The 18,983-nt window shown below is 52.3% G+C and carries 19 protein-coding genes and 1 pseudogene; 9 read left to right on the plus strand and 11 right to left on the minus strand.

Translation table 11 applies throughout. From position 1 onward, the window contains the following. Both E1H13_RS00955 and E1H13_RS00960 read left to right on the plus strand, forming a co-directional pair. Positions 1 to 197, plus strand: a 197-nt coding sequence (locus E1H13_RS00955; RefSeq protein WP_240966347.1) for a S24 family peptidase, incomplete at its 5' end; no start/stop codon positions are given. After that, positions 194 to 1,435, plus strand: coding sequence for a Y-family DNA polymerase (locus tag E1H13_RS00960; protein ID WP_169611530.1), 1,242 nt, complete (start codon positions 194 to 196; stop codon positions 1,433 to 1,435). The genes E1H13_RS00955 and E1H13_RS00960, both read left to right, overlap by 4 nt. 123 nt (positions 1,436 to 1,558) lie before the next feature. Here E1H13_RS00960 and E1H13_RS00965 read toward each other — a convergent pair whose 3' ends face one another. Together E1H13_RS00965 and E1H13_RS00970 are read right to left on the minus strand one after the other, a co-directional pair. Continuing rightward, the gene (locus E1H13_RS00965) at positions 1,559 to 3,631 is read right to left on the minus strand and encodes a tetratricopeptide repeat protein (RefSeq protein WP_169611531.1); all 2,073 of its coding nucleotides are present in this window, start codon (positions 3,629 to 3,631) and stop codon (positions 1,559 to 1,561) included. 1 nt (position 3,632) lies between these two features. Continuing rightward, entirely contained in the window at positions 3,633 to 4,217 is a 585-nt protein-coding gene (locus tag E1H13_RS00970) for a hypothetical protein (RefSeq protein ID WP_169611532.1), read from the minus strand. A gap of 212 nt (positions 4,218 to 4,429) precedes the next feature. Between E1H13_RS00970 and E1H13_RS00975 the strand changes: the two genes are divergently transcribed. Continuing rightward, positions 4,430 to 4,960, plus strand: a complete 531-nt coding sequence (locus tag E1H13_RS00975; RefSeq protein WP_169611533.1) for a DUF4113 domain-containing protein — start codon at positions 4,430 to 4,432, stop codon at positions 4,958 to 4,960. Here the strand turns inward: E1H13_RS00975 and E1H13_RS00980 are convergent. The 3 genes from E1H13_RS00980 to E1H13_RS00990 all read right to left on the minus strand — a co-directional run bounded on the left by E1H13_RS00980 (position 4,893) and on the right by E1H13_RS00990 (position 7,823). Then, entirely contained in the window at positions 4,893 to 5,774 is an 882-nt protein-coding gene (locus E1H13_RS00980) for an ABC transporter ATP-binding protein (protein ID WP_169611534.1), read from the minus strand. The genes E1H13_RS00975 and E1H13_RS00980 overlap by 68 nt on opposite strands. Next, entirely contained in the window at positions 5,771 to 6,613 is an 843-nt protein-coding gene (gene ntrB / locus E1H13_RS00985) for a nitrate ABC transporter permease (protein WP_169611535.1), read from the minus strand. Before ntrB ends, E1H13_RS00980 begins: the two co-directional genes overlap by 4 nt. A gap of 115 nt (positions 6,614 to 6,728) precedes the next feature. Continuing rightward, the gene (locus E1H13_RS00990) at positions 6,729 to 7,823 is read right to left on the minus strand and encodes an acyl-CoA dehydrogenase family protein (RefSeq protein WP_347404099.1); all 1,095 of its coding nucleotides are present in this window, start codon (positions 7,821 to 7,823) and stop codon (positions 6,729 to 6,731) included. Here E1H13_RS00990 and E1H13_RS00995 point away from each other — a divergent pair. Further along, positions 7,802 to 8,050 carry a hypothetical protein gene (locus tag E1H13_RS00995; protein WP_169611529.1) on the plus strand — a complete coding sequence of 83 codons (249 nt, stop codon included), beginning with the start codon at positions 7,802 to 7,804 and terminating at the stop codon, positions 8,048 to 8,050. The two genes, E1H13_RS00990 and E1H13_RS00995, sit on opposite strands and share 22 nt — an antisense overlap. Positions 8,051 to 8,544: 494 nt before the next feature. Here E1H13_RS00995 and E1H13_RS01000 read toward each other — a convergent pair whose 3' ends face one another. After that, positions 8,545 to 9,066: an OsmC family protein gene (locus tag E1H13_RS01000; RefSeq protein WP_169611537.1), complete on the minus strand. Its 522-nt coding sequence runs from the start codon at positions 9,064 to 9,066 to the stop codon at positions 8,545 to 8,547. A gap of 580 nt (positions 9,067 to 9,646) precedes the next feature. On the opposite strand from E1H13_RS01000, the gene E1H13_RS01005 reads away from it, so the two are divergent. The 3 genes from E1H13_RS01005 (at position 9,647) to E1H13_RS01015 (ending at position 12,688) form a co-directional block, all read left to right on the plus strand. Further along, entirely contained in the window at positions 9,647 to 10,666 is a 1,020-nt protein-coding gene (locus E1H13_RS01005) for a Nit6803 family nitrilase (protein WP_169611538.1), read from the plus strand. A 131-nt stretch (positions 10,667 to 10,797) separates the two neighbouring features. Then, on the plus strand, positions 10,798 to 11,883 hold the full coding sequence (locus tag E1H13_RS01010) for an MSMEG_0568 family radical SAM protein (protein ID WP_169611539.1): 1,086 nt from the start codon (positions 10,798 to 10,800) through the stop codon (positions 11,881 to 11,883). A 166-nt stretch (positions 11,884 to 12,049) separates the two neighbouring features. Next, positions 12,050 to 12,688: a TetR/AcrR family transcriptional regulator gene (locus E1H13_RS01015; RefSeq protein ID WP_169611540.1), complete on the plus strand. Its 639-nt coding sequence runs from the start codon at positions 12,050 to 12,052 to the stop codon at positions 12,686 to 12,688. Here E1H13_RS01015 and E1H13_RS01020 read toward each other — a convergent pair. The 5 genes from E1H13_RS01020 to E1H13_RS01040 form a co-directional block, all read right to left on the minus strand. Beyond that, complete coding sequence (locus tag E1H13_RS01020) at positions 12,610 to 13,803, minus strand: MSMEG_0565 family glycosyltransferase (protein ID WP_169611541.1); 1,194 nt, start codon at positions 13,801 to 13,803, stop codon at positions 12,610 to 12,612. The two genes, E1H13_RS01015 and E1H13_RS01020, sit on opposite strands and share 79 nt — an antisense overlap. Before the next feature lie 72 nt (positions 13,804 to 13,875). Further along, complete coding sequence (locus tag E1H13_RS01025) at positions 13,876 to 14,394, minus strand: MSMEG_0567/Sll0786 family nitrogen starvation N-acetyltransferase (RefSeq protein WP_169611542.1); 519 nt, start codon at positions 14,392 to 14,394, stop codon at positions 13,876 to 13,878. A 186-nt stretch (positions 14,395 to 14,580) separates the two neighbouring features. Continuing rightward, on the minus strand, positions 14,581 to 16,122 hold the full coding sequence (locus E1H13_RS01030) for a CmpA/NrtA family ABC transporter substrate-binding protein (protein ID WP_278002490.1): 1,542 nt from the start codon (positions 16,120 to 16,122) through the stop codon (positions 14,581 to 14,583). A gap of 688 nt (positions 16,123 to 16,810) precedes the next feature. Continuing rightward, positions 16,811 to 17,617, minus strand: a complete 807-nt coding sequence (locus E1H13_RS01035; RefSeq protein WP_169611544.1) for a sterol desaturase family protein — start codon at positions 17,615 to 17,617, stop codon at positions 16,811 to 16,813. Positions 17,618 to 17,778: 161 nt separating this feature from the next. Beyond that, a complete protein-coding gene (locus tag E1H13_RS01040; RefSeq protein WP_169611545.1) occupies positions 17,779 to 18,438 on the minus strand; it encodes a metalloregulator ArsR/SmtB family transcription factor in 660 nt (219 codons plus the stop codon). A gap of 119 nt (positions 18,439 to 18,557) precedes the next feature. On the opposite strand from E1H13_RS01040, the gene E1H13_RS26750 reads away from it, so the two are divergent. Both E1H13_RS26750 and E1H13_RS01045 read left to right on the plus strand, forming a co-directional pair. Then, positions 18,558 to 18,704 carry a hypothetical protein gene (locus E1H13_RS26750; RefSeq protein ID WP_206069847.1) on the plus strand — a complete coding sequence of 49 codons (147 nt, stop codon included), beginning with the start codon at positions 18,558 to 18,560 and terminating at the stop codon, positions 18,702 to 18,704. A gap of 113 nt (positions 18,705 to 18,817) precedes the next feature. Next, positions 18,818 to 18,973: pseudogene (locus tag E1H13_RS01045) on the plus strand (glutathionylspermidine synthase family protein); the annotation flags it as partial. Positions 18,974 to 18,983: the final 10 nt, after the last annotated feature.

Below are 18,983 nucleotides of genomic sequence, written 5' to 3' on the forward strand. Positions count from 1 at the left end.
GAGCCATCACCGCCACCCACAACAGCGTCATCATCGCGGTGCTGAATGGCGACCTGACCGTGAAGCGGCTGCACCAGACCGGGGGCACCCTGCGGCTGATGCCAGAGAACCCGGCCTATCCCCCCATTGAGATTCCCCCAGGCACTGACTTTGAGGTGTGGGGCGTGGTCACTAAGGTGATCCACTTCCTGGCATGAGCCGCTGGATAGCCTTAGTAGACGCCAACAACTTCTATGTGTCCTGCGAGCGGGTGTTTAACCCCCAGCTGCGGGGCAAGCCAGTGGTGGTGCTCTCTAACAATGACGGCAATATTGTGGCCAGGTCGAATGAGGTGAAGGCCTTGGGTATCCCGATGGGTGCCCCAGTTCACCAGGTGCAAGATCTCATCCAGGCCCACCAGATCCAGGTCTACTCCTCCAACTACACTCTCTATGGCGACCTCTCCCAGCGGGTGATGCAAACCCTGGAGCAGTTCAGCCCAGAGTTGGAGGTGTACTCCATTGATGAAGCCTTCCTGGGGCTCTCGGGGGATGGGGAGGCCGTTGCCCAGCAGCTGCGGCAGACAGTGCAGCAATGGACCGGCATCCCCGTCTCAGTAGGGGTAGCCACCACCAAAACCCTGGCCAAGGTGGCTAACCATCTGGCCAAGCAGGGATCTGGCGTCTGTGTGCTCGATGCCCCATCACCAGCGCTGGCCGCTCTACCTGTAGGGGAGATCTGGGGCATTGGTCACCGGCTCAGCGATCGCCTGCAGCAGCAGGGCATAGAAACAGCCCTTCAGCTGCGGGATGTTGAGCTGAGCTGGATACGGCAGCAGATGGGCATCGTGGGCGTGCGCACGGTACAGGAGCTGCGGGGTATCCCTTGCTTACCACTGGAGCTATGCCCGGCCCCGCGTAAGAGCTGCTGTGTGTCGCGCTCCTTTGGTCGTCCAGTGACGGCGATCGGAGATCTGAAAGAGGCGGTGGCCACCTATGGGGCTCGGGCTGCGGCCAAAGTCAGGCGAGATGGGCTGACGGCTGGTGTGGTGACGGTCTTCATCACCACCAATCGGTTTAAGCCGGATGAGCCCCAGTATGCCAACTCGGCGGTGGTGCAGCTGCCCCAACCGGTGAATGACACGTTGACGCTGATCCATGCAGCACTGAGGGCTGTGGAGCGGTTGTATCGACCGGGTTACCAGTACAAGAAAGCTGGGGTGCTGCTGACGGAGTTAAGCCCGGCCTCTGTGGTGCAGGGGGATCTGTTCAGTGCCCCAGCCCAGCAGGAGCGATGGGGGGCGTTAATGCGAACGGTGGATAGCCTAAATCAACAGTTTGGGGCCGGGACGGTGTTTTGTGCCGCTGAGGGAATAGAGAAAGACTGGCAGATGCGGGCAATGCTGCGGTCCCCAGGGTATACGACTCGGTGGGGGGAGTTGCTGGTGGTGAGGTGAGGGGTGATCGCGATCGCCAGTGCTCAGTCTTGTCCAGAGTATGATGGGCTGAAAGCATCTAGTCTGGCCATGGTGGAGACAACCTCAGTGCGTGAAGAGAGGCCGCAGCTATCAACTTTGCAACTAAGGATGGAGGGTTCGCCAAGCACGGAAGGCGACAAACCCGGCAATGATCAATACGGCAATAACCGCGATAAACCAGTGCCCATGCCAGAGGTTGAAGCCAATGAAGGCAAGGATGGTAATACCGATGATCCAGCGGATGAAATGCTGTCTACGGCTGGTTGGCAAAAAGGTGTCAGGAGAGGCAAGCCACTGAGCCACCTGCTTGGCATCTGGCGAGTCAGGATGCAGTTTGTCGAGGGACTCTCGCCAAACGTCAACAGCCTGCTGTCGTTGCCCTTGTTTAGCGTATAGCATCCCCAAGTTGTTGAGGGTTTGGGCTTCGCCGTGGCGGTCCCCAAGCTCTCGCTTCACCGCCAGGCTTTGCTCATAGAGCTCGATGGCCTCCGCCCAACGCCCCTGATCGCTGTAAACATTGCCCAAGTTGCCCAGGGTTTGGGCTTCGCCGTGGCGGTCCCCAAGCTCTCGCTTCACCGCCAGGCTTTGCTCATAGAGCTCGATGGCCTCCGCCCAACGCCCCTGATCGCTGTAAACCAGGCCCAAGTTGTTGAGGGTTTGGGCTTCGCCCTGCTGATCGCCAGCTTGACGGGCTGCCTCCAGTGCCCACTGATGGGTCTTTACCCAATCGTTCCAGTAGCTACGTGCACTAAAGAAAGGAACCAGGTTTACCACGAAGGAAATCACTTGGCTCCAGGCCTGGGCCTGGTAGGCCCACTCTACCGCACTCAGCACATTAGTTCGCTCTTGCTCAAACCAGGCCAGTCCCTTCAGTAATAATTGTTGTTCCAAGTCCTCGGTTGCCCAAGCCTCGTCTTGTTCCTTCAGCGACTGTGCTAACTTTCGTCGCCGCGAAGAATTGAGCGTGTTCTCCCAGAAATTGGCCTGCTCCCAATACCACTGCATCACCCGTAGCTTGGCTTCCTGTTGTTCTGCAGGGGTGCTAACGTCATCCAGATTCTCCTGGGCAAACAGACGCACCAAGTCATGGAGCTGATAGCGTCCCTCATGTAGCGCTTCCACTAATTGCGCATCCACTAGCATTTCCAGTCCGGTGGTAGTAGCCTCAGATTCTAGCTCAGCCAGGGCTACGGCTACCTCTGGGTCAAAGTCGCGCGGTAACAATCCTAGTAGGCAAAACAAGTTCGTTTCAGGGTCCGCTAATTCTCCATAGCTGAGGGCAAAGCTGGCACGAACGTCTAAATTGCTGAGTTTAAGCTGAGCCAGGCGCTGCTGTTCGTTCGCGAGTTTCTCTGCATAGCTGGCCAACGACCAGTGAGGCTTGGTCTTCAAGGTTCCTCCTGCAATCCGCACAGTGAGGGGCAATCGTCCACATTGGTTCACAATCCGCTGGGCAGCATCATGGTCGCTCTGTATACGGTCATCGCCAATGAGGGCTTGCAGCAATGCCAGTGCTTCTGGTTCTGACAGCACCATCAAATCAATCACATCTGCTCCGGCTAGAGCTCCCAGCCGCCGCCGACTGGTCACTAAGACGCTACAGGTTCCACTCCCCGGCAACAGCGGGGTAACTTGAGCCTCGTCTTGAGCATTGTCTAGCAACACCAGCGCTTGCCGGTTTGTCATTGCTGAACGGTAGGCATTGACCCGTCCCGGCAAATCCGGTGGCATGGTGGAGTCATCCCGCCCTAAGGCTCGCAGCCACTGCCCTAATACGTCAAAGGGCTCCACTGGATTATTATCGGCTCCCCGCAGATTGGCATAGAGCCGTGCGTCGGGGAATTGTGCTTTCAGCCGATGGGCCGCATGAACTGCCAGCGCCGATTTGCCTACCCCTGCCATTCCGGCCACAGCGGAGATGACCACTGCGTTAGTCGCACTACTGGAGTGGAGCCGAGCTAAGATGCGGTTAACTTCTGCTTCACGCCCGGTAAAGTCCGCAATATCATTTGGCAGCTGATACCGGGAGAGCTGAGGCGGTAAAGGCTGGTGAATTTCATACTTTTCGACATTGGCAATTGCAGTTCCATCAGTTTGTAGACCGATGGCCAGGTTGCGATCGCCGCTAACATCGACTCGATTTCGGTAGGGATCAGGGAGGGGGCTACCAGTCATATTAAGGGGTTGCCTCCATCGGCTGCTCGGATTGTTCGCCACCTTCGATTTCAAGCTCAAGGCCACCTGGTCCTAGCCGCATTGCTAGCGCCCAGGCCACCGCCCCTAGCGCCAAAATCGCAATCACCACCAGCATGATCGTGTTGTGGGAAAAGAAGTTACCACCGCGACGGGTCGCATCATTCCCGGCAATCTGGCTACCTCGGTCTGCCGTGACTTTGCCCCGCGATTCGTCCACAGAACCCCCAATATTGCCATAAACCCGCCCCTGACCTGATACATTGCCCACCGCCAAATTCTGATTACCATTCACTGAAATCTGGCTAGAAATAGGACTGCCCGTTGCCTCTGAACTAGCGCCTTCCTGCCAAATCGACTCCACTTGAGCCGCAATATCAGGGCGCGCCGCCAAAATCCCTTGGAGCTGCAATTGCAGAGTCTGCTGCCAATCCGTTGCAGCAGGATTGGCAGCCAGCTTCTCTACCGCCGTCTGCGCCGCCTCTCGCTGTTGCACCTCTGGCGCTAAAAGTTGCCACATCCGTCGTGCGCGACTGGTTACTTCATCCACCGCAGCCGTAGGCGACAAGGGTTGGTTTAGTATCAGCGGGAGCCGAGGTATGAGAAAACTGACGAGTCTTTCGGTGTCCATGTTGTCTGAGTTCCGATTGTTAACAACGCTACCCAGTTAATCTCTTGTTTTATAGTCCACGCTTTTTCGGGGCACCTGTCTCTATCGTCAATATCCTTAATAGCCTTAAATCGGCCAAGCTGCGTTTCAAGTTTAATGACTGATCGATCATGTCAAGACCCAGGAACCATGTCATCACAGTCTTCATCACCACCAATCGGTTTAAGCCGGATGAGCCCCAGTACGCTAACTCGGCGGTGATGCAGCTGCCCCAACCGGCAAATGACACGTTGACACTGATCCAGGCAGCACTGAGAGCTGTGGAGCGGTTGTATCGACCGGGTTACCAGTACAAGAAAGCTGGGGTGCTGCTGACGGAGTTAAGCCCGGCCTCTGTGGTGCAAACAGACTTGTTCAGTGACCCAGCCCAGCAGGAGCGGTGGGGGGCGTTAATGCGAACAGTGGATCGCCTGAATCAGCGGTTTGGGGCGGGGACGGTGTTCTGTGCGGCAGAGGGAATAGAGAAAGATTGGCAGACGAGGGCAATGCTGCGGTCCCCAGGGTATACGACTCGGTGGGGGGAGTTGCTGGTGGTGGTTGGAGCTGTAGTGTTCTGGGGGGGATTGGGAAGAACTATCCAACTCTTGCCGCTTCCACGGCACGGGTTTCGCGGAACAGGTGGCTCTCCATTTCGACCTTGAGCTCGTGGTATGCCGGGTGCTGATCAATGGTTTCGCGGTTACGGGGACGGGGAAAGGGCACGTCTAAAATCTCGTCAATGCGGGCAGCAGGTCCCCGGGTCATCATCACGATGCGATCGCTCAGCAGCAGTGCTTCTTCAATGCTGTGGGTAATCATAATCACGGTTTTGCGTTGCTGTTCCCAGATACGCTCGACCTCATCTTGCAGAAACCCCCGGGTGAGGGCATCAAGAGCTCCAAAGGGCTCGTCCATCAGCAGGATCTGGGGGTCAATAGCCAGGGCGCGGGCGATACCGACCCGCTGACGCATGCCGCCAGAGAGCTCATGGGGGTGCTTGCCCTCAGCCCCAGTGAGACCGACCAGCTGAATGTACTCCTTGATGATGCGATCGCGCTTTTTCTTAGAAATCTTGGGGTCTACGGTTTCCACTGCAAACCGAAGATTTTCCTCCACCGTCATCCAGGGCATGAGGGCATAGTTTTGAAACACCATGCCCCGGTCGGGCCCTGGCTTAGTAATGGGGTGGCCATTCAGTAAAATTTCACCACTGCTGATGGGACTCAGTCCTGCAATCATATTCAGCAGAGTGGACTTGCCGCAGCCCGAGGGGCCAATAATCGACACAAAGGTATTCGGCTCAATTTCCAGGTTAATGTCCTGAATAGCGACAAAGTCAGGACTGGTTTTACCCCTCAACTTTTGGACCATCCCTTTCTTACCAGGAAACACCTTGCTTACCTGGCGAATAGACAGCTGGGCAGTGGGAGAGGGAACATCTGCAGACAGATAGGGACTCACAGGAGCAGTTCTCATGAATTTCGACCAAATGCGACAAACTTCTCGAGGGCGGCAAACAGGTTATCCAGCACCAGCCCCACCAGGCCAATAATGAAAATGGCCACCAGAATATTGGGAATCGACAGGTTGTTCCACTCGTTCCAGATAAAGTAGCCCAGCCCCGTCCCCAGCAGCATTTCTGCGGCCACAATCACCAGCCAGGCAATACCCATGCTGATGCGCAACCCCGAGATAATGTTGGGCAGCGCCGCCGGAATAATCACCTTAAAGATGGTGCGCAGACGGGAGGCACCCAGAGTATCGGCCACATCCAGGTAGTCTTGGTTCACGTTGGCCACCCCAAAGGAAGTGTTGATCAACGTGGGCCAAATGCTGGAAATAAAGATGATGAAAATGCCGGTATTTTCGGAATCGCGCAGCAGATAAAGGCCCAGGGGCAACCAGGCCAGGGGCGACACGGGCTTAAGCAGCTGAATGTATGGGTTAAAGGCCTTGAACGCCACTGGCGAAATACCAATCAAAATGCCCAGGGGCACGGCCACCAGCGATGCTGCAACATAGCCGATGACTACCCGGCGCAGGCTGATTAGCAGATTCCAGCCGATGCCCAGGTCGTTGGGGCCGTTTCTAAAAAACGGGTTCGACAGCCACCACCAGAGCTCACCGAGGGTTTCGGTGGCGGTGGGCACCCCCCGTACAAACCATCCCGACCGCGCCCCTACTTCCCACACCAGCAGGAAGAGGCCCAGTGACAGCAGAAACAAGCCAACAGATTTGGCATTCTCAGATTGCCACCAGGTTTGCTGAGAGAGAGGGAAAACGCCCCTTTTAAACTTGATGTTGTTCACCGTCATCACAAAATAATTCCCTTCAGGCTTGAACAAGGTTTAGCCAGCGTAATTCTGCATAGCTGCTGCCCCAGGCCCCATACTCAGAGCAGCAGCCACAGAAATTTGATAGACTCATGCGCTAGATGTTCGAGCCAGCCGACAAAGCCGGTTCTGGCAAAGCACACAGCACTTTTTTCAGGTGCTTGAGGGCTGGCGTGACAATGGCCACAAAATAGGCTTCCCGGAGCTTACGCTCGGGCGCACTGCCATGGACATAGGCACGGGCACCGGCATGAAGCATGGCGGATTGGGCAGCCCGTAGGGATAGCTCGGAACCAACAATGCGGACTTGAATGACGTCACGGTTCAAGGCCACATCCTCTACGCCGCTACCCTGGCAATCATCCAGACGGTCTGCTAGGGCATAGGTGCGATCTCTAGCCATCTGTAAATCCATGGCCAGATCTTCAGCCTGGTCATCTAAAAATTGGTTGACATGGCCAAGGCGCTGGTTCGAACGCCGTATCAACTCAATGCAACTATCCACTAGCCCTAAGCCCATACCGACTTGGGTCAAAATAAATCCGGGGCGAATGCATTGCACATAGGTTTCACAGGGTGCTGCTAGTACTCTGAAATGGGGTACGAATACCTTACGGAACATACAGCTATAGGTTCCTGTACCTTCTAAAGCAATAAAGTGAGCATTGCAACGCAGGGTCATGCCCTCTAATTCGTCAGAAACAACCGCCATCATATATTCATCACTATCAGCGATTTTTGCAGCCACGCCAAACTCATGACCAGGCCCCAAATTCGACACCCAGGGCAACATACCGCTGACCTCAAAGCCACCCTCCACCGGCACAGCCATCAGGGCAATTTTTTCAATATCAGCAAAGTGCTTCATCGGATTAGACAGCCCAGTACCGGCCAGCTTGCGCCCCCAGGCGATATCTGGAAGCATTGATGCAGCCAGGGTTGTATTGTCCGTATTTTGCAGATACCAGGTGCAGGCTACCTGACACCAATTCATAAACCCCGTTGAAACACAAACCTTAGAAACCTCTTCAATGGCCTGGATAGCCGCCCGTAGCCCTAACCCGGTACCTCCCAATTCAGGCGATACAGCATGGGCATAGGCCCCTGCCTTTCCCAGTTGAGCCAGAATATTGGTCGGATATTCCCCTTTAAGATCAATATCTTGCACCTTTGGCACAAGCGCATCTTGCACAACCGCTCGAACAGCTTCAAGTGCTGTTTCGTGGGTCAACGATATTTTTTTTAGCGGTGCAGATTGAAGTGTTTGCATTATCAAAACAAGGTCGATTTCTTCAGAAATATCAGTTCGCAGCTCAACTAATGGCTGACGACTCAAAATCGTTCAAAAAAGTGAGCCAAAAAGCCACCATTACTCAAACAACCCTAGAAAATACGATCCCAATCGCTGCATTATTATAGGGATAACGCATTTTATCAGGCCTTTCAAGGATATTAAACTAGATCCAAGTCCAGGCCTGGAGTTCTGCCTGTGGGAAAACTCCAGATCCCGAGCTGGACTTGGTATAAAGCCAAGACATCAGTGTCACCTTAGCCAGGAGTAAAGGCGTAAAAAGCTAAACTAATTAATCAAAAAAATTCAGTTGTCTAGCCTACAAAATCATGAATTAATAACCTTTTTCAACCTCATGGGCACAGCAAGAAATGCAGTGGGATATCTAAACCAGATCCAAGTCCAGACCTGGAGTTCTGCCTGTGGGAAAACTCCAGATCCCGAGCTGGACTTGGTATATATAAGGAGGATGAGATGGCCCACTCATTGGAGCCACCTCTAATCTCCTGATTTTCCCCAGTCAAGTTATCTGGGGATGACATAACAACGGGCTTATGATGTGAAAGAACGATGCTGGTCAGGCAATCCATCGTTCTTTCCGAGTATCTCTAGAGGTTGATCCTTAGATCATCTCCACAGAAACGGGCATGGGATTACGCAGGGTCGCCGACACTGGCGACCATTCATTTGCATGGGCGACCATCTCTGCTAACTCCTCCTTAGAGGCGTTACCATCAATGTCTACTTTAACTCTGACATCGGTAAACCCAATCTGGGGCTTAGCCAACTCCCCGGTGCCCCAGGTGCTGGTGATATTAATATCTCCCTCCAGGGTAATTTCAAGCTTTGTAAGACTAATGCCACGGGCCGCAGCATTCGCCTGTAACCCAACGGCTAAACAGGAACCAAAAGCCCCCAGGACAATTTCCGATGGGTTCGGAGCAGTATTATCTCCCAGCAGGCCTGGCGGTTCATCAATCACAAAGGGAGAGAGGTCGCGAGCAAAATTTAAGCTCCGAAATTTGCCTTCGCAGACCGTCTTGACCGTCAAGGTCTTATCGGCAGGGTTATCCCGATTCTTTTCTCCCAGCTCTTTCAATCCATCAACTGGAATGGGTGTCAAGGAAGTCACAATATCTGACATGCTCTTACCAAATAGAAAGCTCTATCCAAATAAAGCGTAAGCAACCAGGTCCTGACAAGCTGTATTAAGAGATACAGAATCAATCAAGTGGGGCTCGGCTTTATGGATATTATGTTGAGCTCCGCATAGCATCCAGGGCGGTGACCCTAGTCAGACATCTCTAGTGACACTGCTCTAATGACACTGCGTTTCGTTGAATAACGCAGTTTGTCCAATAAACTCTCCAGAAATTCGAGCCATTCTTAATGTGACCTGCTATGATGGCTGAGTTAGGTTGACAGGGGCAAATACTTTCCATTTGCCATTTGGGCTTATCCTGCAACCGTCGAACACTGGTCATAGGCAAAGACTGGTCACGCACAAAGCTTTTCTGATGTGTTAGCAATAGGTCGCTTCGGTCCGAGGTAGGCGCCCATCATAGTGCTGCTGGGACCAACGCTGCGAGTTCTGTTCCAAGGTCACTGGCTTTAGGGAGCAAGGACGTTGGGGTTTGTCGTTGAGCGGCGTAGTTCTGTTCAACCAGTCTTTCTTGATTCGAGTTTTGCGCTGTTCTGTATTTGTTCACTCTTAAAATTGAGCTATGGATTATTCCAAAAATGTTCGAGCAGCAGCGGTACAAATCAGCCCGGTGCTGTTTAGTCGAGACGGCACTACTGAAAAAGTGCTCAATGCCATTGCCGCTGCAGCCAAGGAGGGGGTGCAACTGCTGGTTTTTCCAGAGACCTTTATTCCCTATTACCCCTATTTCTCATTTATTGAACCACCCGTGAAGATGGGGAAGGCCCATCTCAAGCTGTATGAAGAAGCTGTAACCGTGCCCGGTCCCGTCGTCGATGCAGTCAGTCGGGCAGCGCGTTCTTACAACATGGTGGTGGTCCTGGGAGTGAACGAGCGAGATGGCGGCTCGATTTACAATACCCAACTGATCTTTGATGCCGATGGCACCCTGTTGCACAAACGGCGAAAAATTTCGCCCACTTACCATGAACGCATGGTTTGGGGCCAGGGGGACGGGGCTGGTCTACAGGCCCTGGATACGGCGGTTGGTCGCCTTGGTAGCCTGGCCTGCTGGGAACATTACAACCCTCTGGCCCGGTATTGTCTGATGGCCCAGCATGAGCAAATTCACTGCAGCCAGTTTCCAGGTTCAATGGTGGGCCAAATTTTTGCTGATCAGATGGAGGTGACCATTCGCCATCATGCGCTGGAATCAGGCTGCTTTGTAGTCAACTCTACGGGCTGGTTGACACCAGAGCAAAAGGCGCAGATCACTACCGATGAGGCGTCCCATAAATTTCTTAGCGGTGGCTGCTTTACCGCCATCATTAATCCGAGGGGGGAGATTTTAGGGACTCCGATTACTGAAGGCGAAGGAATGGCAATTGCCGATCTCGATTTTTCTCTAATTTTTAACCGCAAGCGGATGATGGACTCTGTGGGTCATTATGCCCGTCCTGACCTGTTGCAGCTTCAGGTTAACCAGCAGGCCTGGTCTGTGATGGAGCCCATGACTCAGCCACAACCTTCTCCGGAGGTGACGACGCTAGTGAGCCCTGCGCCAGATAGCTCTTTGCCTGAACCGATATCCTCCGAGCCTTAATCTGAAACGGGTCAGCCTTCTGGTGTTGGTTCGAAGTAAACCTGAGCACAAACAACAGGCGTGACCATCCTCTTCATCAATCCAATTCTGATACTGAGTTCATTGTGTAAGCTAGACAACCCATTGCCATCATGGAACACCAACGTTTGATTACAGAATTGCAAACCCATGGCCTCAAATTGCATGCTGCCTCTCCAGGTGTTGCCGGGCGCAAGGGCGGTGCCGGTCCTTCGGACCACAAAGCCATTACCATCGATGGCACTACGGTAATGGTGCCGATTTACACGGGTACTGCCAGTCAGTCGCCCTATGCGCTAGCATCTCACGCTGCAGATGAGAATAATCTCACCTATCACCAGCAGCCCATCCAATCGATTGAGTTTCCAAAACAGCCCCGGTTTTATCGCCTCTCTACCAGTGATGGCACTCCCTACTGGAAAATTGCTCTACTCCATAGCCATGATGTACTGGCTACCACTGTCCAGCAAACTTGTATGCGATACCGGGACGAAGCTACGGCCTGCCAGTTTTGTGCCATTGAAAAGTCCCTGACTAGCGATCGCACAATTGCCAGAAAAACCCCTGAGCAACTTGCAGAGGTTGCTGAAGCAGCAGTGCGGCTGGATGGGGTCAAGCACATGATCATGACGACAGGGACTCCTAATACGAAGGATCGGGGAGCCGCCTATTTGAGTGACTGTGCCCGGGCCATTAAAGCTCGAGTGCCCATACCGATTCAGGCGCAGTGTGAGCCGCCGGATGACTTTGCCTGGTTCAGTCACATGAAAGCTGCTGGCATCGATAGTCTTGGAATGCATTTAGAAGCCGTGGATGAAGCGGTACGGTCTCGGATTATGCCAGGTAAAGCTGAGATCCCCGTATCCTATTACTTTGAAGCCTTTCAAGCTGCCGTTCAGGTATTTGGCTGGGGCCAGGTCAGTACTTATTTGCTCGCCGGTCTCGGGGATAGCCTTGAGACCCTGGTCACCACTAGTGAACACCTGATTCGTTTGGGCGTTTACCCCTTCGTGGTGCCCTTCGTGCCCATCTCGGAAACCTCCTTGGCCCACCATCCTGCCCCCAGTGCTGATTTTATGTTTGCACTCTATCAACAAGTAGGGAGCCTGCTAAAAGCTGCCGGGATGACCTCAGACCAGATCAACGCAGGATGTGCGAAATGTGGGGCTTGTTCAGCCCTCTCGACCTTCGAGCGTTAATTTCAGGAAAGATAGCCTCTAGTGGGAGCTATCTTTCCTGAGGACAGTTCAGCCGTGAATTTGGGAAAATAAGAACTGTATTATCCCAAGGGTTGGGATATTTTTTGATCACAGCCGTCATTTATCATAGTCATTTATCATAACCGACATTATATTCGAGTTAACCATGGTAAACCTCAAACGTACCCGGGAAGATATCCTGGAATCGGTGATTGATACCGTTCACCGTCATGGATTAACGGCTACTGGGCTCAGCAAGTTATTTCATCTCAGTGGTGCTTCCTCTGGTAGCTTCTATAATTATTTTTCATCCAAACAGGACCTGGGCCATGCGCTCATTGATTTTGAATGGGAAAAGTTGAAAGCGAATGTTCTCGATCCGGCGACAGAACGCTACGAATCGCCGATTGATCAACTGTTCTGGATTCTGGATAGGCTGGAGCAAAAACAGCACAAAGACCCCTTCTGTGGGGGATGTCTCCTAGGCAATTTAATTGTTGATCTCGTAGAACAGGATGCAAGTTTTCGAGATCATTTAGCCCAGGTTTTTAACCAATGGGAAGCTGCGATCGCAGAACGATTCGTCCAAGCCCAGGAACAGCTCATCCCCAATATTGACTCAATGCTGCTGGCGAGACAGATTATGACTGTACTGGAAGGAGCCATGCTGATGGGTAAGTTGCACCAGGACACCAATCGTCTTCGTGAAGGGTTTGATGTTGCCCGTCAATTAATCCGGCAGGCCATGAAAGAACCTGCATCGCTGGCTGAGAGTGCAGCAGCAGACCCCGAGAGCAAACGCTGATAAGCCAGGACATGCTGTTGGGCTGAGGCCTGCCAGGTATAGTGGGGTAAAATCGCACGGCTATGATAAATCAGGTCCTGGGCCTGATTTGGGTTCGCTGCCATCACCATAGCCCTGGTCAGATCAGGGATAGAAGTAGGTGTCACGAAAAGCGCCTGGTGGGGGGCTAAAAATTCTGTAAACGGTGGTTCGTTAGCGGTAATCACCGGCAATCCTACCGCGATTGCCTCCATGACAACCAAGCCCCATCCCTCCTTGACGGAGGGAAAACAAAACACATCTGCACTACGGTATAACCCGGGTAAAACGGCATCGGGGACAACCCCAGGCAAAATTAAATCGGTGCCCACCGTCAGCCCAAGGGTGGTTACTCGCTGGAAAAACTGATCCCGATAAGCCTGGTAATCAAACAAAGTTGCCCCTCCGGCAATAACCAACTGGGCCTGGGGGTGGTGGTGCTGGACCTGGGAAAATGCTTCTAGCAATCGCAGGGAATTTTTGCGGGGCTCAATGCCCCCCACGGTTAGATAAATAGGAGAGCCCGTTAAGCCATAGGTGACTTTGATGTCGGCATCTATGCTCTGGGGCTGGTCGGTAAATCGCCGCTGGTCAACCCCATTGACCACTCGTACTGCAGAGAGATGATAATCATTAGCTAAGGCCTGCTGCCAGCGATCACTAACACACAGGCATAAATCTGCCTGATAGATCGAGGTATCCTGGCATTGCTGCAAATAGGCACTGGCATAGTCTTCTACATGGTGAACCGTGCGCACCACATGGGGAACCAGCCCTCGCTGCCGCAGCTGTACTAGGGCGTTTGCCCCAATGCAATCCTGGGCATGGTAGATGTCGTAGGTATCGTCTGCACTAGCCAACCCCGTCACGAATTCTTGAATTCTCTGGGCAATCAGGCCGTCTATATCGGCAGGAGCTGGACTTGCCGGAATCTGGTACAGGGGGCAGGGTAAGAAGCGCTCTATGTCCTGACCATCTTTATCGAGGGCGTAGATAGCCACCTGATGGCCGAGATGATGCAGCGCCGTTGCCAATTCCCAGGTATGAACGACACTCCCTCGGGGTTTGGTGGAATAGGTCAGTAAGGCAATTTTCATCACAACAATTGCATGTGTATTAAAAGTGTCATGGGAACCAATACATGACTTCCACCATCGGCAATGATTGGTTCAGGCCATCTGGAGCGGAGACACCGCTAAGGGAGGACGCTCCTCATTGCCAGGAGGATAAAAGTCCAGGTCGGCTTCCATCAAATGATGGGGATGATCGCGCACTACAATTTCATTTAGAGTTTCCCAATGCAGCCGCCGAAAGAAACGCACGTTTTGGAGTTGTACCGTAGCGAGAAAGCGATCGCAGCCCCAGCCGTTAGCCGTTGTCACCGCCTTCTGGATCAATCCTTTACCAATGCGCCCCACCCGACGATAGTTGGGGTGAACACCCAGGCGTCCGCCATACCATAGGCGGGGTTGAGCTTCATAGATACGCACCACTCCTACCACCGACTGGCTAGCCGGGGCATCATGGTCAACCGCAATAATGGGGTAAGCAAGCCGGTCAATATCATCTTCGTCATCGACAACAAATAAACCTTGCTCCTCACAAAAAATTTCTCGCCTCAGTTGATAGTAGGCCTCAACCTGCTTAGGTGAACGGGCCAACTCAAAACTATAGCGATCAATAGCCATCAGCAATACCTCCAACACGCAAAAAATCTGAGGTCTAACTCAACTAGGCCTTAATAGTCCTCTCTTAGCCTCACCTTTGCCACCAGGGTAATTGTCGATGCGCTAAGACCAGACGATACGCCTTACCTAACAATCGGGGAAGAGATAAACAGTTCCCCATGACGTTCTATAGGGCATTATCAATGTTTAAATCCCAAACTTCTCTTTTTGTGCTTTAAGATAAGTCTCAGGTTGAGTAGGATCAAACTCCCCATGCTTGAGACTTTCTACTCGCTTTAGCTCCTGAGGAGCATCAATACCCAACTCTTCTGAAAGCTCTCTTGCTAAGTCAGTAAGAAAAACTTCCTGACTAATTTCATCATAATTAGCTTTCTCCGTGGGCATATATCCCCACCGTACTAATTGGGTAGAAATCCAACTGGAAAAGCTTTTCCAAGGATAAGGATCAAAATAAATGCGATCGGGTTCATTGAAAACGTTCCCCTGTCCATCCTCAAAATCACCAGTCATCACAGCTTCTAACACTTCGACTGGCTGATTTAAATACTCTCTGGGTGCAATTGCTGCTGCAATCTCACGACGATTCGCCGGGTTATTCGCATAGGCAGCCCCATCAATAATGGCCTTATTAACCGCCCTGAATGTGTTGGGATGCTGATCAATCCAGTCTTGACCTGCAACAAAAGCACAGCAGGGATGTCCTGGCCATAAATCCTTAGTCAAAATATGGATAAACCCAATGTCTTCAAATACAACCCGTTGGGTAAAGTTATCAGGCAGAATAAATGCATCAATTTGACCTGTAGACATTTGGGCAATGGCATCTGGGGGTGGTAACACCAGTAAACGGACGTCTTGATCAGGATCTAATCCACCGGATGCCAGATAGTAACGCAACAGCAAATTATGGTTGGAATAGTCGAAAGGAATACCAATGGTCATACCAGCAAAGTCGGCGGGACCATTCACCTTTCCTAAATGCTTTTTAGCAACAGCAATACCTTGGCCATTGTTATTTTCGATACTAGCTAATCTCATCGGAAAAGCAGTTGATCCTAAACCCAGAGAGATCGAAATGGGCATAGGAGCTAACATATGAAATGCATCTAGCTCACCAGCAATTGCCGCATCCCGAACAACCGACCAACTCGCATACTTCATTAAATTGACATCGAGCCCATGACGTTCATAAAAGCCTAGCGGCTCTGACATAATGATGGGCGTAGCACAGGTGATGGGTAAAAAAGCAATTTTCAGATCATTTTTTTCCAGATCGCCGGTAGTACCAGAGGTAGCTTCAGCATCAGGCACATTCGCTTCTGGTTGCTGTGCACAATTAGCCAGGCTTACCAAAGCTGCACCTACAGCGATATTTTGCAGGAACTTACGACGAGTAAACTGGCTTTTAATTTGGGCATCAGCAAAAAACTGTCCAGCCTTAGGTCCAAATGCTGCCGAAAAGGCTTCATCCAAGCCGCCTGCCAGTTTAATCAAGTCGAGGACAAGCTGCTCTCGTTTTGGTTTGCCCTGACCAGCCATTTTTATAAATAGGGCGGTACGTAAATCTGCCTCGGTAATGGTATTAGCTACAGCCAAAGCCTCTGGACGATAAAGTCGCATCTTGACTAAATCATCCACCAGCTCTACTGGTTCTTGTGGCATACCTGCCAGTAGTGACTGATGAGTTTGGGCAGGATGAAAGCCGCCGCAAATAGAGCAACCTGACATCAAAGCATGATCAAGGTCTAAAGAGTAAGACCGTTTACCTGTGTCTTGCCTGGGAGAAGAAAGTTTTGTTGACATTATAAGCTACTCCTAATTGCTAGGATATTGGATCACAAATTGATTTTTGCTCATACAGACAAAAGCATTTAACAATCCAGCAAAAAATCAAGCGGATTGCAAATGTTGAAGACCCTGGCTTTCATGTAAGCTTTTGTCTTCATCAAACGTTGATTGACCAACTTCTTACCTACGACCTTGCATAACAACTCTACTGCTACAGATCTTGGGAATGTATTGACACATCCAGAATCAGATTTGCATCCAACAAGCTAGACTCTCCCTAGGAAGGAGTTAAACTTTGTCGCCCATAGCAATTCTGAAGTCAGCATTTTTTGAACGATAAAAAATCCCTATCGGACTATCTCAGAGTCAATAGGATAGACCAAACCTAGCCAAGGAAGGGATCAGCCTTTCATTCAGGCAAAATCAACTAAGAGACATCTAATGACACCTGTTTGTGGTCAGTTAATTGCATTAATTACCAAAGTCTCCATCAACTTGACTCCTATTAGAATGGTTATTCCAAATCATTTTTGTAATCGTCGTTACCTTTAGTTGATTTCTGGGACAGATTTTCTGTTATCGCCTGATTACTCAGGCTAAAGACATGCTGTAGAGACGCAGAATCGGTCTATCGCCTTAACGGAACTAGCAGCATCCAGGGCAGTTGGGCCACCCGCAGGGTGTTCTGATACTCCGAGAGGCCAATGGTCATCCCCTGGTTGCCTTTGACCGAGCGGGCTCGATAGGTACCGAATAAGTAGTCCCACCAGGGCAGGTTAAACCCGTAGTTGCTGTTGGTTTCTTGAGGAATGACCGAGTGGTGGACCCGATGCATGTCGGGGGTGACGACAACCCAGCGCAATAGGCGATCCAGGGGATGGGATAAGCTGACGTTGCCATGGTTGAACATGGCGGTGGCATTCAGCAGCACCTCAAAGATGAGCACCGCCATTGGGGGCGCACCTAACAGGGCGATCGCCGCAACTTTTATCCCCATGGACAGAAAAATCTCGATGGGATGAAATCGCAATCCAGTAGTGACATCAAAGTCGCGATCGGCATAGTGAACCTTGTGCAGCCGCCAGAGGGTGGGCAAGGCATGGAACATCACATGCTGCCAGTAAATCATCAGGTCCAGCGCCAGCACCGAGAGCAGGACCACCAGCCACCCCGGTAAATCCAGCAGGTTGAATAAGCCCCATCCCTGTTCAGCCGCGATCGCCGCAAACCCCACCGCCGCCAGGGGAAAGACCGCCCGCAGCAGCACCGTATTCAGCACCACCAACCCCAGATTACTGCCCCACCGCAACGGCCTGGACACGGACAGGCGACGGCTGGGGGCCAGCCGTTCCCAGAGAGCCATGATTCCTAAGATGCCGAAGAAGAAAACAGCGCGAATCAGCGGTTCTTGAGCCAGTAGGGTGTCTTCAAGCATGGTAGGTCTTTCCTCGATTCGGTACAGATGTTTGGATAGGAAATTGGTTTTGCTGCCAGTCGGTCATGCCGCCTTTGACCCCCCTCACCTGGGTAAAGCCGACACGCATCAACTATTTGGCCGCCTGACTGGAGCGGCGATCAGTACGACTTCTCAGGCCTTTAGACATGGACGGGTAAACCCTCGGCTTTCCATTCGGGGTAGCCTTCCTGTAAGCGCAAGGCGGTAAATCCCTGCTGCTGTAGCAACGCCGCCGCGTCATGGGACAGGGCGCAGTAGGGACCACGACAGTAGGCCACCACCTCATAATCGGCGGGTAATTCCTGCAATCGCTGGGTCAGTTCCGCCAGGGGAATGTTGATCGCCCCCGGCAGGTGACCAGCGGCGTACTCCTCCGCAGGCCGCACATCCAGCAGGGTGACGCCGCCTGTCTGGAGGCGGTCTACCAAATCAGGAATGGTGATTGCCTCTAAACCATTGCCGCCCTGAAAGTACTGCGTCATCAGCTGCTGCACCTCGGCCAGATTCCGCTCAGCTAACCGCCGCAGCGAGCGGGTCAATTGAACCACCTCGTCATCGGCCAGGTGGTAATACACATGGCGCCCCTCTTTGCGGGCCGTGACTAAGCCACTGCGGCGCAGGTGCTGCAGGTGTTGAGACACTGTGGCGATGGGCAAGTCTATCAATTGGGTCAGGCTCTCGACGCTGCGATCGCCCTGGGCAATTAACTCCAACAGTTCCAGGCGGTACTCATGCCCCAGGGCTTTGGCCAGAGTTGCTAGCTGCTCCAGCAATTGCCGTTTGCGGTTTATTTTTGTCATTAGCGGGAAGATCTGCTTTTATTCAATAAATATACAGAATAACAGAATATTTAAATAGAACGGCTACAGTAAAGAGGCGTGGTCAGTGCGGATTCCCTGACTCTTTGAGTCACTGTCCTATGAGGGTTTGGAGAAGACGCAATGTGCTCCACGCCATGACCATCAACCTCAGCAGCCAGCGATACGGCGAGGGCCTGGGCATGGCGTCGGGTCTCAATGATGGACTGCTCTGTCTGGTCGCTGACCACCAACGTCCTGAAGGCTGAGATCGTTACGTTGGCTATGGCATCCGTGTCGGCATCCGTCTCGTTTCTGATCACGATCTGTGGGTTCATGGTCGCTCGTTCATCCTGCCTACTGGCCAACTACTATTTCTACTTACCAAGCTTTTGCGCCTTTGCCTAATATGTCAGGCCATTATCCGGTGGTGGGGGCTTGGATGATTGGCGATGAAGCGGCAGGGCTCAGCATCCGTGAAGATCACCAGCTGATTACCCGCAACAGCAGTCAGTTTGTGCCCCACCGAATTGATTAAGGGTGACCTG

The sequence above is a fragment of the Nodosilinea sp. P-1105 genome (assembly GCF_012911975.1).
In the GTDB taxonomy this organism is placed as follows: Bacteria; Cyanobacteriota; Cyanobacteriia; order Phormidesmidales; family Phormidesmidaceae; genus Nodosilinea.